Source organism: Pseudomonas sp. 1152_12, assembly GCF_052850675.1.
Map to the genome: position 1 here is coordinate 205,044 of NZ_VXCW01000001.1, position 22,488 is coordinate 227,531.

The window sequence follows — 22,488 nt, forward strand, 5'->3', positions numbered from 1 at the left end:
ACATGCTGAGTCCCCCGACGAAATGCCCCCGCCAAGGGCGCAACTGGAACCCGATCTCTTTCCTTTGGCCGAAACCAACTCAGAAACCACCGTCCAGCAACCCATCGAAGCATTCCAAACAACAGAGTATATTTTGTTCATTTTATTAATTTGGCGAGAGCCAACCTTGATATCCGCGTCATCCATTGCGTGATGACTTCCGCCTTCAATTCGATTGCGGATACAGAGCCTCGTCGACAGACATCGAATCCCCTCCACAAACGACGAGAATCGAACTTCGCTGACATAGCGAGCAGGCAACACAATGGAATTAAGTAAGCGTATTTTCTCGACTGCCTCCGCGGATTAAGTCAGGAAATTTCCGGCTGCTTGTAGGAAATTTCCCAGCGAGCATTAATAACTCCACTTCAAACGCAAAAAAAACGCCAAAGAACAGGTAATAAATGTTCTTGGGCGTTATGCGTTTTCTGAATAAGTTCAAGCAGTGCGCATTGAGTGACGCGCTCAATAATTTGCCGTTATCCCCCGCTGAAGTTCGAGCCAATTCAATAAACTGGCCGCCGACATCGGCCGTGCACACAAGTAGCCCTGCCCTTGTTTACAGCCCAGCTCCAGCAACACTTTGCGTTGTTCTTCGGTTTCGATCCCTTCGACCACCACCGACATGCCCAGCGCCTCGCCCAGGGCCAGCGTGCTACTGATCACCGCCCGGCGACGCGGTTCGTGTTCCAGCCCGCGCACGAACTCGCCGTCGAGTTTGATTTCGTTGAACGGCAACTGGCACAGCCGCTGTAACGAAGAAAACCCCGCACCGAAATCATCGATAGACAGGCTGCAGCCCATCATTCGCAGCCGTATCAGGCTTTCCAGGCTGATCGCCGGCTCTTCGAGCAATCCCGTTTCGGTCAGCTCAAAGGTCAGCCCCGAACCCGGTAGATCATGAGCCACCAAGGCGCTCTGAATCTGGCCCGTGAGTGCCGGTTTGACCAGTTGCCCCGCGTGCAGATTGAGCGCGACATTCAGGGCAAAGCCCGTATTGATTGCTTGGCGCTGCAGCCTCAAACAGTGTTCCAACTGCTGGAACAGCAACTCATCGAGCAATCCGCACTGTTCGATAACCGGCATGAACACCGACGGTGGCAAGACCCCTTTGGACGGATGGTGCCAACGCGCCAGCGCTTCAATACTGCACACCTCACCCGTCTGTAGATTGAACTTGGGCTGAAAGTAGGTGTGCAGTTGATGGTCAGCGAGCGCTCGACGTACCTCTTCCTCGGTGGCCGGCACGACAGGCAGCACACCCGATTCGTTAATCGGCTCGTTCAAGTGTTTGGCCTGTAAAAGCTGTAACGCCCCGGGTTGCAAAGGCTTGCTGATATCGTCCAACAGCGCCATGCCGAGCAGCGAAATCAGTTGCCCCTGCATACTGGGCGTATCGGCCGACAGTGTCCGGCTGATGATGATCGGCCCTGTCAGCCCGGATCGGCCGATGGTCTGTAGAAGATCCTGTGCGTCTGCACTCTCCACAGGCAAATCGCACAGCGTGATATCCACTGGACCGTTCTGTTTGAGAAACGCAAGGGCGTGCTCGCTCTGGGTGGCCACAAAGACTTCCTGGCACCCGGCCTGGCGCAGGCGGTTAGCCAACCTTGAACCGCCGGACGCCGTGTCGACAAGAACTAGAATGCGAAGAGGGAGCATGGGCATGGAAGCCGCTCACTTTGATAGGAAAGAGCCTATTGTCCGGTCCGAGCCAGCAGGTATCGTTAGGAAACGTCCCTGTAGGTGTAGGAATTTTCCTAGTGGCAAGGATGGCTTTTAATCGACGTCGACGCTCCCTCCGTTCTCGACCGTTTCCGGATCAGCTATGTGCTGCTCCAGCGTATGCCCCAACCGCTCCATCGCTTGTTGCAACGCATCCACAGCCTCTGTGACCGCAGCATTGTCGGCCCCTCCACTGACCGCTTCCAACTGCTCGCAACACTGAATCAGAACGCCCGCCTTGATAATCCGAGCTCCACCCTTGACCCGGTGGGCGAGCGCGGAAAGGCCTGACAAGTCGTGCTCGCCGAATAGTTTGATGAGCCGCAACATGTCCTCTTCATTGCTCCTGGCCAGGCTCCTCAGCAACTTCCTGATCGCGGTTTGATCGCCACGGTTCAGTTGTTGCAGGCTGCTCAGATTGATGTCGCCCTCGTCAACAGCGCTCACGGCATCCTTCACCGGTGCCTCCGGCCCAGACTCCACGGAGGCGAGTCGGACACTTAGATCACTCAGGCTGATCGGTTTAAACAGGCAGTCATCCATCCCTTCCGCCAAGCAGCGGTCTTTTTCCTCTGGTTGAGCATTGGCGGTTAGGCCGAAGATCAGACAAGGTTGCGCCCCCGAAGAGCGTTCTTCGTCACGGATCGCCTGCGTCAATTCATAACCGTCCATAACCGGCATGTTGCAGTCCGTGATCACCACATCGAAATGGCCATTGCGCCAGGCACGCAGGCCATGAGCGCCGTCCTCGGCGTCGCTGACGCTGTGTCCGAGGTAGGACAATTGCTGAGAAAGCAGCAATCGGTTGGCCGGGTAGTCGTCGATCACCAGGATGTTCAACATGCTCATCTGGTCCGGGAGTTTAGCGGCCGTGTGCTCGGTAGCCGGCAAAGGTTGCAGGATCATAAGATCCAGACAGATATCAATCTGCGTGCCCTTACCCGGCAAACTGGTCAGGTGCAAATGCCCGTCCATCATTTCACACAAGGTACGGCTGATGACCAGCCCCAACCCTGAACCACCCCGCGCCGATTGATGATTATTGCGCGCCTGGCCGAATGGTTCGAACAACAGCGCTTGATCCTCGGCGCAAATGCCGATGCCGGTATCCTTCACTTGAACATGAATGGCCAGGCGCTCACCGCAAGCGCTCAGCACAGCCTGAACGCTCAAGCGGACCTCGCCTTCGTCAGTGAACTTGATCGCGTTACTCAACAAGTTTGACAGTATCTGTTTGAAACGCAGCGGATCGATTAACACATCACGACAGGCCTTGAGGTCGAAATCCAGCAACAGTCGCACACCCTTCTGTCGCGCCACGCCTTCGAACATACGCACCACCGACTCGACCAGCTCACGCAAGCTGGCCCGCTCAGGGGTCAGGGACAGCCGGCCGGACTCAATACGCGCAATGTCGAGAATATCGCCGATCAGGCCCAGCAAGCCCTGCGCTGCGCCTGAGGCCACTTCGATGGCGAAGCGGTCCATGACGCCTTGATCGGCCTTCTTCATCGCCAATTCGAGCATGCCGATCACGGCGTTCATCGGCGTGCGGATTTCATGGCTCATGGTCGCCAGAAAGGTGGTTTTCGCCCGATTGGCGTCGTCTGCACTTTGCTTGGCGCTCTGCAGTTGATCCATCAGACGTTGACGGTCGCTGATGTCGATCCAGCCAGCAATAATACCCATCACCACACCCTCACTGGAGTTATACGGCAGCATCCAGTGATACACCGTGTACACCACTCCATCGCTGTGGGTGTAGGTGCGATCTTTAATCCATCGCGTGCCGCTCTCCATGACTTGAATGTACTCGGCCTGGAATGTCTCAGCATCAGCGCGGCCAACTATCGGGCTGTCGATCAGTCGCTGACCGATCACGTCTTCGCGCGGCAGGCCCAGCGCGTCGAGGTAAGCCAAGTTGCAACTGATCAGTCGCCCTTCACGGTCGCGCACGTAAATCGGGTGGGGCGTGCCATCGATCAAGGCACGCATGAATTCCATCTGGTCGTTGAGCGCCAGTTCGGCTTTTTCTCGGGTGGACACGCGTTTGCGTAGACGAACGATCCACGCCAGCGCCAGCATCAAAAACAGCGTGAAGATGACAAAGCCCTGGATGACCGCCAAGCGGTAATGCGCCCAACTGTCGTTATCGATCACCACATCGTGGCGCCAACGTCTGGTCAGCTCATCCAGTTCTTCAGGAGGTATGCTTTGCAGGACTTTGTCCAAAATAGAGTACAGTTCCAGCGCTCCACGATCGGTAGCGAACCCGGTCGGTGCCGACAGAGGACCGATAATACTGGCCACCCGCAAATGATCGCGGTACTGACGCAAAATCATGTAACGCCCATTGATCAGCGAATTAAGGGCGCCGTCCGCATCGCCTTTGTCAACCAACGCCAACGCCTCGGCCGATGTGGTTGTCTCAATCAAGTGGATACCCGGGAATGTCTCACGAATGTAATCCTGCAGCGCATTGCCGCGCCGCATCGCCATTCGTTTGCCCACCATGCCTTCCAGCGATTGCGGTTCGTCCGGGCCATCCTGCGTGATCAGCACAAACGGGCTCGTCAGATAAGGCCGGGTGAACCGCAGTTGCTCTTCACGGGCGGTGCTGGGGGTGAAGGCCGCGATCAGATCCACATCGCCGGAGCGGATCTGATCGATCAGCTCTTGCATGGAGCTGCTGCGCACAACATCAAACTTCAGACCGGTACGCTGGCTGACCTTGGCCAGCACTTCGGCGCCGATACCTCGGAACTCACCCTGCCCATCAAAAAAGGAGACTGGCGCAAGACCGTCGTTGACGGCTACGGTTAGACGCGGATGTTTTTGCAACCAGCGTTGTTCGGATTCTGTGAACAGTAGCGGGTCAAGGCCGGCAACGTTCAGGTCCCCCGCCCCCCAGCGACGCAAAATCGTCATGCGCTTGCTGGCTGGGATCACCTCCAGCGCAGCATTAATGATGTGCTGAAGGCGACTGTTGCGCTGATTCAGGGCGAATGAGAAATGCGTGGACACACCCGGCACCGTCGTCAGGTAGACGTCATTGAGGAAGTATTTGCCAACCAGGTAGTGAGTACTGACAGCATCGCCCAGATAAACATCCGCTTGGTTGAATGCCACCGCGCCGATAGCGCTTTGGGCTGACGAGTGGAGCTGCAGCGCAGCCTTTGGGTATTTCGCGGTGATCGCATCCGTCGGCAACACGTGATCTACGATAGCAAGGCGGTTGCCAGCCAGGTCGGGCGCCAACACCTTGCTGCTGCCACTGCGCGTCACCAGCACCGACGGGGCCTGTACATAGGTACTGGTGAGCACCAGATCTTGTTCTGTCTCATCGAAGCTGCTGACGGTGCCCAGCAGGTCCAGTTCTCCCTGCCTGAGCGCCTTCATCGCCTCGGCGCGGGAATCATAACGAAGCACTTCGATCTTTATGTGCAACATGCCAGCCACCAGCGCCGCATAATCGGCGGTGATGCCCTCGTAATCCCGGCCACCGGTGATCATGCCAAAGGGCGGGTTTTCCGGCAGCGATACCCCCAGACGCAGTGAGCTCTTGTCGCGCAGCCAGCGCCAGTCCTCTTCACCCAAAACCACCGAAGGGCGTTCGCTATTCGAGCGACCGAAGAGGTTAAGGGATTGCACCTCAGCCTGTACCGCCGAAACACCCCCCAATTGGCAGAGCAGACAAGCGGCCAGTCCAAAGCAACGCAGGAGAGTTTTCATCTAGATCAGGTTATTGCGCTTGGCAAAGTCGGCCAGATACACCACCGACTTTACATGGAGCTTTTCTATGAGTCGGGTTTTATAAGTGCTGATGGTCTTGTTACTCAACAACATGGCATCACCGATTTCTTTGTTGCTCATGCCTCTGGCCAGTTGCTGCAAGATGATCAGCTCTCGATCGGAGAGGCCTCGGATCATCTCCAGCTCGGAGGAGTCGATATCGCTGCGGCGTACAGAGTTACCTGCAAGGTTCGGAAAAAAAGTATAGCCAGCCATCAGCGCCTTGATTGCCTTGCTTAGCTCGCTCAACTCATCGGTTTTCGAGATATAACCGGCAGCGCCGGCCTTTATGCAGCGCATGGCATAAAACGCCGCAGACTGAGAGGTCAACACGAGGATCTTGCTCGATAGTTTCAGCGCACTGATCCGGTTGATGACTTCCAGACCGTCGAGGCTGGGCATGGCGATGTCCAGCAGAATCAGTTCCGGCTCGTACTTGCGAGCCATCTGCACGGCATCGGCGCCATTGTCAGCCTCAGCAACGACTTCGAAATGCTCATGTTCAAGCAATACCCTCACCGTCGCCCGAATGAACGGATGATCGTCTACAACCAGCGCTTTATGCATTTGGAACCTCACAGCAATACGCACAGGAACTACCAGTGATGAGCGGTCCATGCCTCAAAGAGTATGGAACATGTCACTGGCTAATGCTGCCCGATTACACTCGGTAATCAGGCAGTTATATCGGTCTATTTCAGGACTGGAGAGCAACGCGCTCACGTGGGCGAGTCAGGCGCCTGCAACCACCGCAGGAACCTCTCGGCCTCCATCGGACGCGCGAGGTGGAAGCCCTGGCCAAATGAACACCCCATCGCTACCAATCCGTCGCGGATTAGCTGGCTGCCGACGCCTTCGATCACCAGGCTCATGTTGAGCGCCCGGGCCAGCGCCACGGTACTGGTGACCATCGCATGGGTGCGCGGATCCTCGATGGCGCGAACAAGCTGGCCGTCGAGCTTGAGCTGGTTGAACGGCAGTTGGCAGAGCAAAGTCAGTGACGAAAAGCCCATGCCGAAATCATCGATCGACAGACCGCACCCCATCATGCGCAGGCGCCGCAGGTTTTCCCGAGTGGTGCGGGGCACATCCAGCAAGCCGTTTTCAGCCACCTCGAACAACAATGTCCCTCCCGGAAAGTCGTGACGTTTCAACAACTGCTCGATGTGCTTAATCAAGTCATTGTGGGCCAGTTGCGAAGCATGAAGATTGAACGCCAACTCCAAGCTTTGGCCGGATCGACGCAAGGTGTCGAGCAAGCTCATCCCCTGCTCGAGCAGTTGCTTAAGCATTTCGTCGATCAAGTCATAGGCCAACACGGCGGCCAGAAAGTGCCTGGGCAACAACAGGCCCCTGATCGGATGGCGCCAACGCACCAGCGCCTCGGCCCCGGCCACCGCACACGTATTTAAATCGAATTTGGGTTGGAACCACGCCCTGAACTCTCCCTCGGCCAGGCCTCGCCGTACGTCCTCCTCACTCGGCAGCTTGGCATGGGGCGCCGACTCGACGTACGGTGCCAACTGCTGACGGGAGTAGCGACCAAGGATTTCATGCAACGTATGCAACTGCGTGCGTCTGCCCACGACACCGAGCATTGGCAACCCAGAAAGACACGTCATCTGTTCGACTGCACGACGCAGTTCCGGCTTCAGTTCGCTACACAGTGCAACCGCACGTGCCATTCCGCTTTCGCCGATCTGGGTCAAACAGTCCATCCAGTTGACGTCGGTGTTGCTAAGGTTACAAATCACGATATCAACGCCCCCTTCCCGGCTTACCTGCGCCATCGCCCATTCGCAGTCGCCAGCCTGCAGAATGTCGTTGATGCCCAAATGCTGGAGCGCCTTCACCAACATTTCGCGCTGAAACGATTGATCATCTAAAACTAGAACACTGGGTGTGCACATCTCGCCCACTACTCGCTAATGACGTTAAGTCAAAATTCTGGCGACTCGACATCACCGGAAGCGAAGGATTTATCTCCGCGTCATGTAGGAAATTTCCCAGGCCCGGTCCGAGCGCACAGTGTTTAGATAATCCCAGGCATTGAGCTAAGAGGGGCGGGAGAAACGAAGGCTATAAACTTCAATCGGGGAACAGCCGCATTCATTTCAGAAGCATTAAAGAGGGCAGTGTCCTACTCGACTGACTGTGCCTGATCAGGCTCTGGCTCAAGCACGGCCTCCATCGTGGCAGTGTTGGTGATTCCGAAAGGAATGTGCACCGATGGCGCAACCGCGCTGGTCGATTTCAGGTGCCCCGATTGGTCATCGAAGAAGATGTGCGGTTTCAAAACGGCCAAAATCTTACCTTTCTCGATACCGCCCAGGAAGAACGCATCGTTGGCCATGACGCCCCAACTCTTAAGTGTATTCATCGCGCGCTCATGAGACGGAGCATTGCGCGCCGTCACGATCGAGACACGAATGCGGTTTTCGTAATTCGGGTTGTGTTTTTTATGCATCTCCTCGACCGACTGGATCTTGGAAATCCGCACCATAAACTCCTTTAGCGGCCCAGGGTTATGCGGCTGCATAACGTTTTTCACTTCATGGGCATGAAACTCGGACAAGCCAGAAGCTTGCATGATGGTTTCAGATTCATCGCCGGCTAATACGCCGTCAAAGTCGAATGCGATGCGCAGGGTTTTATCAGCTTCGTCGTCTTCGAATTTTGAATCGAGCACTTGGCCCGCTGGATACCCAGCTTTAATAGCTGCTTCCACGTCCTTTTTGTCGCCCGACAAAAACAGGGCAATATTCAGCGCTGGTATGTACTCACATGGAGACTTTCCTTGCATGAAAATCGCCCTTGTCATCCCAAGCCCGTAGTGTTCAATTGTCTTCAATACGCGCAGCCCGGTATCGGGATCATTGCGCGATAGAAGGATGACCTCCACCAGCGGATCCGCAGGGTCAACGCTGAGGTCATTCACCGATAAGAGACGCTTAATGAAGGGGAAGGCAATACCTTTTGGTAAGGCGACATCCAGGTTTTCCCGCTGAAACTTACGGTATTCCTCCTCTCCCTGGCGCTGAAAAACCGCGTCCGATGCCACCAGATCAAATACAGCGCTGGACGCTACGCCGATCACTAATCGGTTTTCTAAATCGTAGGGCATTGGAACCTCTCTAAATACCTTTGGACGCGTGAATCATACGGCAATATTGATGGCGCTATAGATCTCAGAAACCACCTGCGCCGTGGCGTCCTCGATCGTTGTTTCATTACGGCATAAAAACCAACCGTGATCGGTAATCGCGCGCTCGAACGCCTGCGTACATGCGACCTGTTCTTCCAGCCTGTGGATCACAGTACTGCTCAGCCCGCGCCGTCGTTCTGCTGCCCTCGCCCATGAAATATCAGGGGCGGTGATAACGCCGACATGCAGATCGGGCACTTGCACATTTCGCTCAAGGTTTAACTGAAGAATGTGTTCAAACCGCACGATTCGGCGAAACGCTGCATCAGAGGGGTACCAGCGATCAATCAAGATGATGCTATCGGCTGGCTGTTTAGTCAGTACGTGCTGGGAAATCCAGGCACGGCTATCAGCAAAGCGCTCACACACCCTCAATTCCAAATCCCGATTAGGGTTTCTGACAAGTGCGTTAACGAGGGCCATTGTTTCAGCCCTATAGGGATCGCTTTTTTGCTCGCTAAGTCGGACCACCTTTTGGTTGTCTGCCCTCAGTACTTTGGTAACGGCCTCCAACAGCGTGGTTTTACCCGTTCCCTTGGGCCCATCGAGAGAAACAAATAGTGGACGACTCATACTTCACATCATGATTGATAGCGGGTTTAGATACCCTGTTCGTTCGTGGGGCTGCTTGGCGTGATGACACGAACCGAGTGCTGCGCCCATATGAACAGACATTCCTGAAGGCGTCGATCATCAATTGGAAAACCCGCTATCAAGCGACCCTGCCCGGCTCCAAAGCAGGCGGGCTCAAGGATGATCCCTTAGCAGAAACGAGGCCCCCCACGCCAACGGCGCCAACCCCAAATGCGCCGCCAGCGTCTGGCCGATGTCGGCAAAGCTACCGCGCTCACCCAGCCAACCTGCCGTCACGCCGGCACCATATGCCAACACGGGGACATGCTCGCGGGTATGATCGCTGCCTGGGCGAGAGGGGTCGCAACCGTGGTCGGCGCTGATGATCAGCAGCGTTTGCGGGTCCAGTAACGCCAATAATTCCGGCAGCCGGCGGTCAAAGGCTTCCAACGCGCCAGCGTAGCCGGCCAGGTCACGGCGGTGGCCGTAGAGCATGTCGAAGTCGACGAAGTTGGCAAACACCAGGCTGCGGTCTGGCGCGTCCTGGTATGCCTTGAGGGTCGCATCGAACAGCGCATCGTTACCGTCGGCCTTGTACAACCGGCTGATGCCGCGATGCGCGAAGATATCACCGATTTTGCCCACCGCATGCACAGTGCCGCCGGCTTCGCATACGCGATCAAGCAGTGTTGGCGACGGCGGTGGCACGGTGTAGTCGCGGCGATTGCTGGTGCGACGGAACTCGCCCGCGTGCTCGCCGGTGAACGGTCGGGCAATGACCCGGCCGACGGTGTATTCATCACACAAATGGCGCGCGATTGCACACACCCGATATAGCTCATCAAGCCCGAAATGGCTTTCATGGGCAGCGATCTGCATCACGCTGTCGGCCGAGGTGTAGCAAATGGGCTGCTTGGTGCGGATGTGCGCCTCACCCAACGCGTCCAGCACTGTGGTGCCTGAGGCATGGCAGTTGCCCAGGATACCCGGCAACCCTGCCCGCTCAATCAGGTCGGCCAGCAACTGTGGCGCAAATGACTCGACCGGCCGTTCGAAATACCCCCAGTCGAACAACACCGGCACGCCCATCATTTCCCAATGCCCGGACGGCGTGTCCTTGCCTGACGATTGCTCCCGCGCATGGCCGTAGGCGCCGAACGGTGCAGCGTCTCCCCAGTGGCCCGGCAATGGTCCGTCACCACTGGCCGCCGCTGCGGCCCCCAATCCCAGCCGCCCCAGGTTCGGCAGGCACAACGGCCCCTTTCGCCACGTGCTATTGGCTTCGCCACGGGCACACGCCTCGGCGATATGGCGCAAGGTGTCGGCGCCTGCATCGCCAAACAGGGCCGCGTCGGCACTGGCACCGATGCCCAACGAGTCCAGCACTAACACGATGGCCTTACTCATCGTTTTGCCAGGATCAAATCGCATGCGGCCAAGCGTTCGCCGCCTAACCGATAGGCTGCGCGCAAGGCCGATGCGCCCAGCTCGGCCTGCTCTTTAGTGCGCGCGTGAACCCAGCCCAAGGGCCGTTGCGCGCTCAACTGTTCACCAACAAAGGCCAACTCGCTGAAGCCGACGGACAGGTCCAGTACGTCGTCTGGATGGCTGCGCCCGCCGCCCAATGCCACCACCGCCAAGCCCACCGCCCGGGTGTCGATCTCGGTGACGCGGCCCTCCTCCTCAGGCCACACCGGCACCGACACGGCAGCTTTAGGTAAATGCGCTTCGGGGTTGCCGGTAAAACCCTGCGGGCCGCCCAGCGCACTGACCATCTGCTCGAATCGCTGCAAGGCCGCCCCGCTCTGCCAGGCCTGAAGCAATTGATCACGGGCCTGGGCGTCATCTATGGCCAAACCGGCCATCGTCAGCACCTGGGTCGCCAGCGCCAAGGTCACCGCCCACAGGCGTTCACTGCGCACCTCGCCCTTGAGCAAGGCGACCGCCTCGGCAACCTCCAGGGCGTTGCCGGCACTGCGGGCCAGCGGCTGGTTCATGTCGGTGATCAGCGCGCGGGTGTTAACCCCGGCGCCGTTGGCCACCTCGACGATGCTGGCGGCCAACGCTTGTGCCTGTCCAGGCTCGGCCATGAAGGCGCCGTTGCCGGTCTTCACATCCATGATCAAGACGTCGAGGCCGGCAGCGAGTTTCTTACCGAGGATCGACGCGGTGATCAGGTCAATCGACTCCACCGACCCGGTCACATCGCGGATCACATACAAGCGCTTGTCTGCTGGAGCCAGGTTGGCCGTCTGGCCGATGATGGCGCAACCGACCTCGGCCACTATCGCGCGCAGGCGTTCAGGGCTGGGGTGGCAGTCGTAGCCGGGAATGCTTTCAAGCTTGTCCAGGGTGCCACCGGTGTGTCCCAGGCCGCGCCCGGAAATCATCGGCACGTAACAGCCGCAGGCCGCCAGCAACGGCGCCAGCAGCAGGCTGATCATGTCGCCGACGCCACCGGTGGAATGCTTGTCGACTATGGGGCCTGGCAGCTCCCACTTCAATACTTGGCCGGAATCGCGCACCGCCTCGGTCAAGGCGATGCGCTCGCTCACGTCCATGCCCTTGATGAACACCGCCATGGCGAACGCAGCCACCTGGCCATCGCTGAGGCTGCCGTCGGCAATGCCGGTGACAAACCGTTGAATGTCCATCGCGGCCAGCGCATGCCCGTCGCGTTTACGCCGAATCACTTCTTGTGGCAACCACATACCGTGCTCCTTACAGCGAAATGAAAAAGCCGACAATCGCCGCACTCATCAGGTTAGAAAGTGTGCCGCCGATCATCGCCCGCAAGCCCAACCGCGCCAGTTCCTCACGGCGTTGCGGGGCGATACCCGTGAGGCCGCCCAGTTGAATGGCAATCGAAGACAAATTGGCAAAGCCGCACAAGGCGAAGGTGACGATCACCTGCGTGTGCACCGACAGCAGCGGCACGCCGGCTTCGGCGGCCTTGGCCGGGGTCAGGTAGTTACCCAGGTCGGCATACGCGACGAACTCGTTGAGCACCAGTTTTTCACCGATGAAACCGCCGGCCAAGACGGCCTCATGCCACGGCACTCCGAGCAGAAAAGCAATGGGTGCCAGCACGTGCCCGAGGACGAGTTGCAAGGTCAACTGTGGATAACCAAACCAGTTGCCTGCCCAGCCCAGTAGCCCGTTGAACAGTGCAATCAAGGCGATAAACGCCAGCAACATGGCGCCGACCGACAGGGCCAGGCGCAAGCCAACCTGGGCGCCCTCGGCGGCGGCGTCGATAATATTGGTGGGGCGATTCTCAGCCTGGCCCAGCGTCTCAACCACCTCTTCGGTGCGGGCCGCTTCGGTTTCCGGCTCCATGAGTTTGGCCATCAACAGGGCACCTGGCGCCGACATGAAACACGCCGCGATCAGGTACTTGAGTTCGACGCCCAGCCCGGCATAACCCAGCAGCACGGAGCCGGCCACCGCCGCAAAACCGCCGACCATCACCGCGAATAACTCGGAGCGCGTCAGCTTGGCAATGAATGGCCGTACCACCAGCGGCACTTCCGACTGGCCGATGAAAATCGCCGACGTCACCACCATCGACTCGATGCGACTGGTGCCCAGCAACAGGCGCAAGGCGCCACCCACCAGCCGGATGATCCAGCCCATCACACCGATGTAATACAGCACCGAGATAAAGCTGCCGAAGAACACGATCATCGGCAACACCCGGATAGCGAACACAAACCCGCCACTGCCGAACACTTCAAACATCTGCGGCGAACTCAGGCCGCCGAACAGAAACTCGATGCCTTTGTCAGCATAAAGTTGCAGCGAGGCCACCGCCCCAGACAGCGAGGCCAGCACAGTCTGGCCCCACGGCACGTACAGCGCGAAAGCGCCGATCAGCACCTGGATCACAAACGCGACCGAAACGGTGCGCCAGTTGATCGAACGTCGCTGATGAGATAAAGCAATGGCAATGAGAATAAGGGTCGCTATTCCGACAAGACTGATCATGCAGGCGTCTCAACAAGGGACCAAGCGGACGCAGACCCGAAGGCCTGCCCAGGATTAGAAAGCGTCGAAGGCGCCCGGCAGCAATTGCTCCAGGGACCAGGTACGCGTGGCAGCCGGGTCACTGCCCTGACAAATCACCACCGCATCCTTGGCCATCAACTCCAGCATCACCTGGCGGCAGGCACCGCAAGGGCTTATCAGTGAAACGTTAGGTGCATAAATCGCCAAGGCCCTGAAACTGCCCGGCGCATGGCCCTGACTGACGGCGCTGAACAAGGCGCTACGCTCGGCACAGTTGGTCAGCCCGTAGGAGATGTTCTCCACGTTGCAGCCCTGCACCATCTCACCGTCAGCGGTCAGCAACGCCGCGCCGACCGGAAAGTGCGAGTAAGGCGAGTACGTGCTCTGTGCGGCACGCTTGGCCTGTTCCATCAACCGTTCTTCAATTGTCATTCACAGGGTCATCCCATCTTATTGCGAGCACGTCCAGGGAGGGGCGTGGCGCTATTGTTGTGTTATTTAAATAACAATTGATGTGAATATTCAATCCTTTTTTGCCCTCGTGAACAAAGGTCTGCGCCGAAGCCCTTTGCCACCTCCCGTGCACGCTTATGGCGGGCGCGCAGTCACCGATCACTCGAATCGATTTCACCCCACCATTCTGCCTTCCTAGGCAGCTGCCTCTATCCTACGTGCGCAAACCGCGGTATTCCCAACCCCAAACTAATGCGGCTTACGCATTTTTAGCGCGTAGGCAATGCACCTGCACATTGCACAGTGCCTGACGGCGCCTACACTGGTTTAAATCCCGGAACCCCGCGCTGTTTTTTCAGTGGCTCCGCCGAATCTAGCAGCACGTCTTTGCTCAACAATAAAAGCAGTTAACCAACTGATTAATCAGAGTAAATATGAAAGAGCAGCTTCGCCAGCGTGCATCCGCGGGGGCAACAATCCGCACCCCCGCTCAACACTCGCACTTTTTGGTCCCGCTGAGCCTGCTGTGCCTCACCCTCGCTGGCTGCACTGTGGGGCCTGATTTCGCGCGCCCCGATGTGCCAGCGTATGCCGACTATTCAAGAGAGAAACTCACCCGCACGGCCCAGGCGGATATCGACACCGGTGGCGCCGCGCAGCGGCTGATCGCCGGGATGGATATTCCCGGGCAATGGTGGACGCTATTGCGCTCGCCAACACTCAACGCCTTGGTCGAAGAAGCCCTGCGCGCCAACCCGGATGTGAGCGCGGCCCAAGCAGCATTACGCCAGGCCAACGAGCAGGTGTATGCCGACCAGGCGTCTCTGTTTCCCTCGGTGAGTGGCAATGTGCAGAAAGCCCGGGAGAAAGTCTCGGGCGTCACCTCAGGCATCTCCGAATCACCCATTCTCACCGTGAGTTCGGCATCGCTGAGCGTGTCCTACGCCCCGGATGTGTTCGGTGGCACGCGCCGGCAAATCGAATCGACCACGGCGCAAGCCGAGTACGAGCGCTTTCAGCTTGAGGCGACTTACCTCACCTTGACCTCCAATGTGGTCAACACCGCCGTCAGCTTGGCGTCGTTACGCGATCAGGTGGCCGCCACCGAAGAAATCATCAAACTGCAAGGCGGCCAACTCGACCTGTTGCAAGCTCAGCGCCGACTGGGGGCAATCGGCGACGGCGACGTGCTCACACAGCAAACCGCTCTGGCGCAAACCCGCGCGACCTTGCCGCCGCTGCAAAAGCAATTGGCGCAGACCCGCAACCAATTGATGGCGTACCTGGGGCGATTTCCAAACCAGGATCAAGGCGAGCGCTTCAATCTGGCCTCCCTGCATTTACCCAAAGCGCTGCCGGTCAGCCTGCCCTCAGCCATCGTTGGCCAGCGCCCGGATGTGCGTTCGGCGCAGGCACAGTTACACCAGGCCAGCGCCAATATTGGTGTGGCCGTCGCCAATCAGTTGCCGCAGTTCAGCATCACCGGGGCGTTGGGCTCTACGGTGGCGAGCGGGACCACGCTGTTTTCATCCGGCAGCGGCGTCTGGAGCCTCGCCGGCTCGATTACCCAGCCGATCTTTGATGCCGGCGCACTCGAACATCGCAAACGCGCGGCTGTGGCCGCTTATGACGAGTCCGCGGCGCGCTATCGCGGCACGGTGATTACTGCGTTCCAAGACGTGGCCAATGCGCTGCGGGCGCTGGAGGCGGATGCCGATGCGCTCAATCAACAGGTCGTGGCGGAGCGCTCCGCGCAAGCCAACCTGGACCTGGTGCAAGCCCAGTTCCGCCTCGGCGCAGTGGCGTATATCAACCTGCTCACGGCCCAGCAAACCTACCAAAACACTGTGCTCGCGCGCGTCAAAGCCCAGGCCGCCCGCTACAGCGACACCACCGCGCTGTTCCAGGCACTGGGCGGTGGCTGGTGGAACCGCACCGACGTAGACCCCGCCACTAAGGGCAAGCCGGACCGCTTCGGCCTGCCGTCGTGGCAAGAGATCATGCCAGCCAGCAATAAGGCGGCACCTGAATCGAATCATTGAAACAGTGAGAACCTTCATGGCTGACGTACAGACTGCCTCTGCCCTGCCCCCCGAACCCGGCGAACCGCGCAAGCGTCGCCTGTGGCGGCCGATGCTGATCATGGTTGTGGTGGTGCTGGTCATCGTCGCAATCATAGCCGCGGTGAAATTCGTACAGATTTCGGCGCTGATCGCGCAATCCAAAGCGCCACGGCCCGCCGCCGTGGTGACGGCCATGCAGGTGCCGTTCAGCGATTGGCAACCGAGCGTGTCCGCCGTGGGCTCGATGAAGGCGGTGCGCGGCGTGGATGTGACCACTGAAGTCGGCGGCATTGTGCGCACGATTGGCTTCAAACCTGGGCAAGAGGTGGCGGCGCAGGCGCTGCTGGTGCAGTTGAATGCCGACTCGGACATCGCGCAACTGCACGCCCTGGAGGCGACTGCCGACCTGGCCGTCATCGTGCTCAAGCGCGACAAGGCACAACTGGCGGTCAACGCGATCTCCCAGGCCCAGGTTGACACCGACACCGCCGACCTGAAAGCCAAACTCGCCGCTGCCGAACAACAGCGCGCGCTGGTGGCGAAGAAAACCATTCGTGCGCCGTTTGCCGGGCGCATCGGCATTACCAGCGTCAACCCAGGGCAGTACCTCAACCCCGGTGACAAGATCGCCACGCTGCAGACGTTCGACCCGATCTACATCGACTTCAGCGTGCCACAGACCAAGCTGGAGGCCATTGCGATCGGCCAAAGCGTCGCGGTGACGGCCGACGGCCTGCCCAACCAGACCTTCAGCGGCCGTGTCAGCACCATCGACACCCAGTTCGACACGACCACGCGCAACGTCACCGTCGAAGCCACCATTGAGAACCCCAAGCAAAGCCTGGTGCCTGGCATGTTCGCCCGCGTGGTGGTCAACTCGGGCACCACCCAGCGCTACCTCACCGTTGCGCAAACGGCGGTCACCTACAACCCTTACGGCACCACCGTGTTCATCGCCACGTCGAGCAAGAACGACAAGGGCGAAGAAGTGCTCACCGCGCAGCAAACCTTCATCAAGACCGGGCCGACCCGTGGCGATCAGGTCGCGATCCTGTCGGGCGTGAAGGAAGGCGATTTGTTGATCACCAGCGGCCAGATGAAGCTCAAGAATGGTTCGGCGGTGAAAATCGACAACAGCGCCGCGCCGCTGAACGACCCCGCGCCGACTCCCCAAGAACACTAAAGGTGGCCCATGAAGCTGACCGATACCTTTATTCAGCGGCCGGTGTGGGCCGTGGTGGTCTCGCTGTTCATTCTGATCCTTGGGCTGCGCTCGATCTTCGAACTGCCGGTGAACCAATGGCCGCGCACCGAAAACGCCGTGGTCACCATCACCACCGCCTACTACGGCGCCGACGCGTCCACGGTCGCGGGCTTTATCACCCAACCACTGGAGTCGGCCATTGCCCAAGCGCAGGGCATCGACTATTTATCCTCGACCAGCATCACCGGTGTCTCGACGATTACCGCCACGCTGAGGCTGAACTACGACGCCAGCAAGGCGCTCACCGAGATCAACACCCAGGTCAACTCGGTCAAGAACCAACTGCCGGCCCAGTCCCAGGAACCGGTGCTGACAATTGCCGTGGGGCAGACCACCGACGCCATGTACCTGGGCTTCTACAGCGACACGCTGGCCACCAACAACATCACCGATTACCTGCTGCGGGTGGTCAAGCCCAAGCTGGATTCGATCCAGGGCGTGCAAACCGCAGAAATCCTCGGCGGGCGCCAGTTCGCCCTGCGCGCCTGGATGGACCCGGACAAACTGGCTGCGCACAATGTCACGGCGCAGGACGTGTCCACCGCCTTGGCCAACAACAACTACCTGTCTGCCGTCGGCTCGACCCGTGGGCAAACGGTAACGGTCGACCTCACGGCCGGGACCGATCTGCACACGGTGGATGAATTCAAACGTCTGGTGATCAAGCACACAGGCGATGCGCTGGTGTACTTGGAGGACGTGGCCACCGTCACTCTTGGCGCCGAAAGCTACAACAGCAGCGTGGCGTTTTCCGGCAAGCGTTCGGTGTTCATCGGCATCAAGGCCGCGCCCACCGCGAATATTCTGACCGTCGCCGAAAGCGTGCGAGAGGCGTTCCCCGAGCTGCAATCGCAACTGCCCGCCGGGGTGCGCGGCGAGATCGTGTATGACTCCACGGCGTTCATCAATACCTCGATTTACGAGGTGGTGAAGACCTTGGTCGAGGCGATGATCATTGTCTCGGTGGTCATCTACCTGTTCCTCGGTTCCTTTCGCGCGGTAATTGTGCCGCTGGTGGCAATCCCACTGTCGCTGGTCGGGACCTTCTTCATCATGTACCTGCTGGGGTACTCGATTAACCTGCTGACCCTGCTCGCGCTGGTATTGGCGATCGGCCTGGTGGTGGACGACGCGATTATTGTGGTGGAAAACGTCGACCGGCATATCAAGGAAGAAGGCAAAGGTGTACTGCAAGCCGCGCTGATTGCGGCGCGGGAACTGGGCGGCCCGATCCTCGCAATGACCGTGGTGTTGATTGCCGCGTATGTGCCCATCGGCTTGCGCAGCGGGCTCACCGGGGCGCTGTTCAAGGAGTTCTGTTTCTCGCTGGCGGGTGCCGTGACCGTGTCGGCCGTGGTGGCGTTGACGCTGTCGCCGATGATGACCTCCAAGCTGTTCAAATCCGGGCAGGAAGAAGGTCGTTTCGCGCGCAAGCTCGATCAGTACTTTGACTGGCTGCGCGGGCGTTATCACCGTGTGCTGTCTGGCGGGCTGGATATCTGGCCGGTGCTGGTGACCTTTGGCTTTGTGCTGTTCCTGCTGGTCGCCGCCAGTGGCATGACCGCCAAAAGTGAACTGTCGCCCACCGAAGACCAAGGGCTGGTGTTCATGCAGATAAAAGGCCCACCGACGGCCTCGCCGCAGCAGATGGAGCGCATTGCCGACCAGGCCTTCCAGATCGCCAACAAAGAGCCTGAGTACGCGCAGATGTTCCAACTCACCGGCCTGCCCATCCTCAACCAAGGCTTGGGCGGCGTGTTGCTGAAAACCTGGGGGGATCGCACGCGCTCCCAGGCCCAACTGATATTGGAGCTGCAGCAAAAGTGGAACCAGGTGCCGGGCGCGACGATTGCGGCGTTCCCCTTACCCTCGTTGCCAGGCGCCCAGGGTTTGCCGGTGCAGTTTGTGATCACCACCACCGATTCGGTGGAAAACCTCAATGAAGTCGCGCAAGCGGTGATGGCCGAGGCGCAGAAGCAACAGCTGTTTTGGTTTGCCGATATGGACTTGAAACTGGACAAGCCGCAAGCCAAGTTAGTGGTTGATCGGGAAAAAATCGCCGTATTGGGCATGACCCAGGCCGACGTCGGTGCCGCGCTGTCTGCCGCGTTGGGCGGCAACTACGTGAACTACTTCTCAACTGCCGGGCGCTCTTACAAAGTCATTCCCCAAGTACTACAGGTCAACCGCCTGAACCCGGAGCAAATTCTCGACTACTACATCCGCACACCGGCAGGAGCCATGATCCAGGCACGCACGGTCGCGCATATCGAGACCTCCACGCAGCCGGAATCGATCAACCACTTCCAGCAACTCAACTCGGCAACACTCTCAGGCGTCAGTGGCGTGGCCCAAGGCGAACTGCTCGCCAAACTCAACACGATCCTTACCCACGTGGCGCCCTCGGGCTACACCTCAGACTTTGCTGGCGAGTCGCGCCAGTTCATCCAGGAGTCGGGTGGTTTTTTCGGGTTACTGATGTTCTCGATTCTGATCGTCTACCTGGCCCTGGCCTTCCAATTCGAAAGCTTCCGCGACCCGGTGGTGATCCTGTTCTCGGTGCCGCCCGCACTGTTCGGCGCCCTCGCCTTCATCACCATGGGTTACGCGTCGATCAACGTCTACACCCAGGTTGGCCTGGTGACACTGCTGGGCCTGATCACCAAACATGGGATTCTGATCGTGCAGTTCGCCAACCAATTGCAGCGCGCCGGCCACAGCAAGCGTGAAGCGATTGAAGAGGCGGCGGCCGTGCGGCTGCGTCCGATCCTGATGACCACGGCCGCGATGGTGCTGGGCGTGGTGCCATTGGTGTGGGCCTCCGGCGCTGGGGCTGCGGGGCGGCATGACATGGGGCTGGTGATCTTCGCCGGGTTGTCGATTGGTACGCTGCTGACGTTGTTCATGGTGCCGGCGATGTATATGTTTATTGGGGAAACGCATCATCAGGAAACCCAACAGACACTCCCAGGCTCAGACTTGAGGACAATATGAACCTAAGCCCGGCAGGTCACACTTGGGTTATTTCACCGCGCTAACCGCCTTTGTCGAAGCTGCTGAAGGCGACAACTTTTAGCGGCTCGGCATCAAAGCGTCAGGCGAAACACCTGATTGGATGCTCTAGAACTGTCCGTCTGCGTGATAGACCGAGGTGGTTGAACTCGGCAAATTGTGGCAGCCGGCTTGCCCGCTCCCACATTTGGTTCTCAGTACATCAGATAGAAGCTACCCACTCACCCCATCAGCTAAAGCGAATATCCAACGCGCGCAAGTAAGTTTGCAACCCGGCATCCTGGATAGGAATCAGGAATGCTTCCTGGTCGGACTCATTAAAGTGAGCGTGCCAGTACCCCGGCGGCGTCACAAACGCCAAGCCCGGCGACCAGTCGACGCGTACCGGGTTGCGAATCTGCCCGTCGGCGTCCAGTTCGGTGCCTACCAGCGAGTAGCAGCCCGTGGGGCAGTCGATGATGAAATCCAGTGCAATGGACTGGTGCCGGTGTGGCTTCTGAATCGAGCCGGCCGGCAGAATGCCGTACATGGCCCACAGCACATGCGTCACGGTTCGGGTCTGTGGAAAGTTGCGATTCCCCAACAGGATGCTGATACGGCTGCGGTCCTGGGCACGCGGGTCATCCGCCGCTTCACGCAGTTTCAGGTTGGCGAGTGCGGCGGGATACAGCGTTGGCACGAAGCGATCGGTGCTGCGCGTCACGCCCAGGTAGCGCAACAGCGGCTCATCGTGCACGTAGTACAAGCGCGCATCCTGCGAGGCGCTGAAGCGCGCTGGCAGCAAGCCAGGCAGCGCGATAAAGCAGCCGGTGGACCAGGCAATTTCATGCTCGCCCTGCACAACGCTGCCCTCCCCGGCAATCACATAAAACACTTGCGAAGTCGCATTCGGGTGCAGGTCCAGGGACTCACCGGCATTCAGTCGAATGAAGCTGGCGCACAGCCCCGGCCCGGTCGCCGGGCCCTCGCAGCCCAGCGCTTCGCTGAGGTCAAGCGCCACGACTCGCGACGGGCCGCTGTCATACAGCGAGGCCGGGAAGCTGTGGTAAGGAATCCGGGTAATCAGGTTAGCGCTGATGGGATTGGCCGCCTTGCTGTATTCAAAGTATTCGGCGTCCGCCTGTTCGCTCGGCACATCATGGGTCTGGTCGGGCTTGAATTCACTGCTCATGCTTCACCTCAGTCTTCGGCTGGTTTCCAACACTATAGGCAATGCGCCCACGAGGATTAAGCACTCAGGTGGCACAGCAGTTGTGCAGGATGGGGCGGCTACGCCCGTTGACGGTGCAGCCGGCGTGTCCATCGCCTAAGCATGAACCGATGATCCATGTGTCCAGCGCCTGTCTCAGACTCAAACGTCATAATCCCCCACCCCTCTGCGTGGTAATCTGGCGCCACCATGAATAGACATTGATCGTCACTTGACGATGACCAGAGCCAGGAAAGAACATGCCAAAGATTTCTCACTCAGCGCTACGCCGCAACTTCCGTGAACTGCTTGCCAAACAAATCTGCGTTGAAACCGCCTCGGTCTTCGACCCCATGTCCGCGCGTATCGCCGCCGACCTGGGTTTCGAAGTCGGTATTCTCGGTGGTTCGGTCGCATCGTTGCAGGTACTCGGGGCACCCGATTTTGCGTTGATCACGCTGAGTGAGTTCGTCGAACAGGCCACCCGCATTGGCCGCGTAGCCCAACTGCCAGTGATTGCCGACGCCGACCACGGTTACGGCAATGCCCTGAACGTGATGCGCACCGTCGAAGAGCTTGAACGCGCCGGGGTTGCGGCACTGACGATTGAAGATACCCTGCTGCCCGCGCAGTTCGGGCGTAAATCCACCGACCTGATTTCGGTCGAAGAAGGCATCGGCAAGGTCAAGGCCGCCCTTGAAGCGCGGGTCGACCCTGAGCTGTCGATCGTCGCCCGCACCAACGCCGGCGTGCTGCCGACCGAAGACGTCATCGCCCGTACCAAAGCATATGAAAAAGCCGGCGCCGACGGCATCTGCATGGTCGGCGTCAAAGACTTCGAGCACCTTGAAAAAATCGCAGAAAACCTCACAGTGCCGTTGATGCTGGTGACCTACGGCAACCCGCAGCTCAATGACAGCGAGCGCCTGGCTGCGTTGGGTGTGCGCATTGTGGTGGCCGGGCATGGCGCCTACTTTGCGTCGATCAAGGCGACTTACGACAGCCTGCGTGCGCAACGCAAGTTGACCAGCAGCACCTCGAACCTCAGCGCGACCGAGCTGACGCATACTTACACCCTGCCGGAGAGTTATGTGGCATGGGCGCAAGAATTCATGGATGTGAAAGAGTAGGTCTGACTCAATCAGCGGCCAGTTTTGCGACTGGC

General features: G+C 58.9%; 15 protein-coding genes and 1 pseudogene. 4 read left to right on the plus strand and 12 right to left on the minus strand.

The genetic code is table 11. The features are described from left to right. Positions 1-33: 33 nt before the first annotated feature. The 11 genes and pseudogenes from FW764_RS00890 to FW764_RS00940 form a co-directional block, all read right to left on the minus strand. Positions 34-186 (minus strand): annotated as a pseudogene (locus FW764_RS00890) (ESPR domain-containing protein); the annotation flags it as partial. A gap of 318 nt (positions 187-504) precedes the next feature. Beyond that, positions 505-1,707 (minus strand): EAL domain-containing protein, encoded by a 1,203-nt coding sequence (locus FW764_RS00895; protein ID WP_446432308.1) that lies wholly within the window; start codon positions 1,705-1,707, stop codon positions 505-507. A gap of 111 nt (positions 1,708-1,818) precedes the next feature. Beyond that, on the minus strand, positions 1,819-5,496 hold the full coding sequence (locus tag FW764_RS00900) for a transporter substrate-binding domain-containing protein (RefSeq protein WP_446432309.1): 3,678 nt from the start codon (positions 5,494-5,496) through the stop codon (positions 1,819-1,821). Then, the gene (locus FW764_RS00905) at positions 5,497-6,123 is read right to left on the minus strand and encodes a response regulator (RefSeq protein ID WP_446432625.1); all 627 of its coding nucleotides are present in this window, start codon (positions 6,121-6,123) and stop codon (positions 5,497-5,499) included. A 152-nt stretch (positions 6,124-6,275) separates the two neighbouring features. Next, complete coding sequence (locus FW764_RS00910) at positions 6,276-7,391, minus strand: EAL domain-containing response regulator (protein ID WP_446432310.1); 1,116 nt, start codon at positions 7,389-7,391, stop codon at positions 6,276-6,278. 305 nt (positions 7,392-7,696) lie between these two features. After that, a complete protein-coding gene (locus FW764_RS00915) occupies positions 7,697-8,680 on the minus strand; it encodes a 5'-nucleotidase (RefSeq protein WP_446432311.1) in 984 nt (327 codons plus the stop codon). A gap of 33 nt (positions 8,681-8,713) precedes the next feature. Continuing rightward, entirely contained in the window at positions 8,714-9,334 is a 621-nt protein-coding gene (locus FW764_RS00920) for a dTMP kinase (RefSeq protein WP_446432312.1), read from the minus strand. Between the two features lie 174 nt (positions 9,335-9,508). Then, positions 9,509-10,741 carry a phosphopentomutase gene (locus FW764_RS00925; protein WP_446432313.1) on the minus strand — a complete coding sequence of 411 codons (1,233 nt, stop codon included), beginning with the start codon at positions 10,739-10,741 and terminating at the stop codon, positions 9,509-9,511. After that, a complete protein-coding gene (deoA, locus tag FW764_RS00930; protein ID WP_446432314.1) occupies positions 10,738-12,045 on the minus strand; it encodes a thymidine phosphorylase in 1,308 nt (435 codons plus the stop codon). Before deoA ends, FW764_RS00925 begins: the two co-directional genes overlap by 4 nt. A gap of 10 nt (positions 12,046-12,055) precedes the next feature. Continuing rightward, positions 12,056-13,321, minus strand: a complete 1,266-nt coding sequence (locus FW764_RS00935) for a NupC/NupG family nucleoside CNT transporter (protein WP_446432315.1) — start codon at positions 13,319-13,321, stop codon at positions 12,056-12,058. Positions 13,322-13,375: 54 nt separating this feature from the next. After that, complete coding sequence (locus tag FW764_RS00940) at positions 13,376-13,774, minus strand: cytidine deaminase (RefSeq protein WP_446432316.1); 399 nt, start codon at positions 13,772-13,774, stop codon at positions 13,376-13,378. Positions 13,775-14,229: 455 nt separating this feature from the next. Between FW764_RS00940 and FW764_RS00945 the strand changes: the two genes are divergently transcribed. Genes FW764_RS00945 through FW764_RS00955 form a run of 3 tightly spaced genes read left to right on the plus strand, consistent with a single transcriptional unit; the run spans position 14,230 to position 20,116 of the window. Beyond that, positions 14,230-15,837 carry an efflux transporter outer membrane subunit gene (locus tag FW764_RS00945; RefSeq protein ID WP_446432317.1) on the plus strand — a complete coding sequence of 536 codons (1,608 nt, stop codon included), beginning with the start codon at positions 14,230-14,232 and terminating at the stop codon, positions 15,835-15,837. Between the two features lie 16 nt (positions 15,838-15,853). Continuing rightward, positions 15,854-17,041, plus strand: coding sequence for an efflux RND transporter periplasmic adaptor subunit (locus FW764_RS00950; RefSeq protein WP_446432318.1), 1,188 nt, complete (start codon positions 15,854-15,856; stop codon positions 17,039-17,041). 9 nt (positions 17,042-17,050) lie between these two features. Beyond that, positions 17,051-20,116 (plus strand): efflux RND transporter permease subunit, encoded by a 3,066-nt coding sequence (locus FW764_RS00955; protein ID WP_446432319.1) that lies wholly within the window; start codon positions 17,051-17,053, stop codon positions 20,114-20,116. A 247-nt stretch (positions 20,117-20,363) separates the two neighbouring features. Here the strand turns inward: FW764_RS00955 and FW764_RS00960 are convergent, their stop codons facing one another. After that, complete coding sequence (locus FW764_RS00960) at positions 20,364-21,305, minus strand: cupin (RefSeq protein ID WP_446432320.1); 942 nt, start codon at positions 21,303-21,305, stop codon at positions 20,364-20,366. A gap of 278 nt (positions 21,306-21,583) precedes the next feature. On the opposite strand from FW764_RS00960, the gene FW764_RS00965 reads away from it, so the two are divergent. Further along, the gene (locus FW764_RS00965) at positions 21,584-22,453 is read left to right on the plus strand and encodes an isocitrate lyase/PEP mutase family protein (RefSeq protein WP_446432321.1); all 870 of its coding nucleotides are present in this window, start codon (positions 21,584-21,586) and stop codon (positions 22,451-22,453) included. The last annotated feature ends 35 nt before the right edge of the window (positions 22,454-22,488 follow it).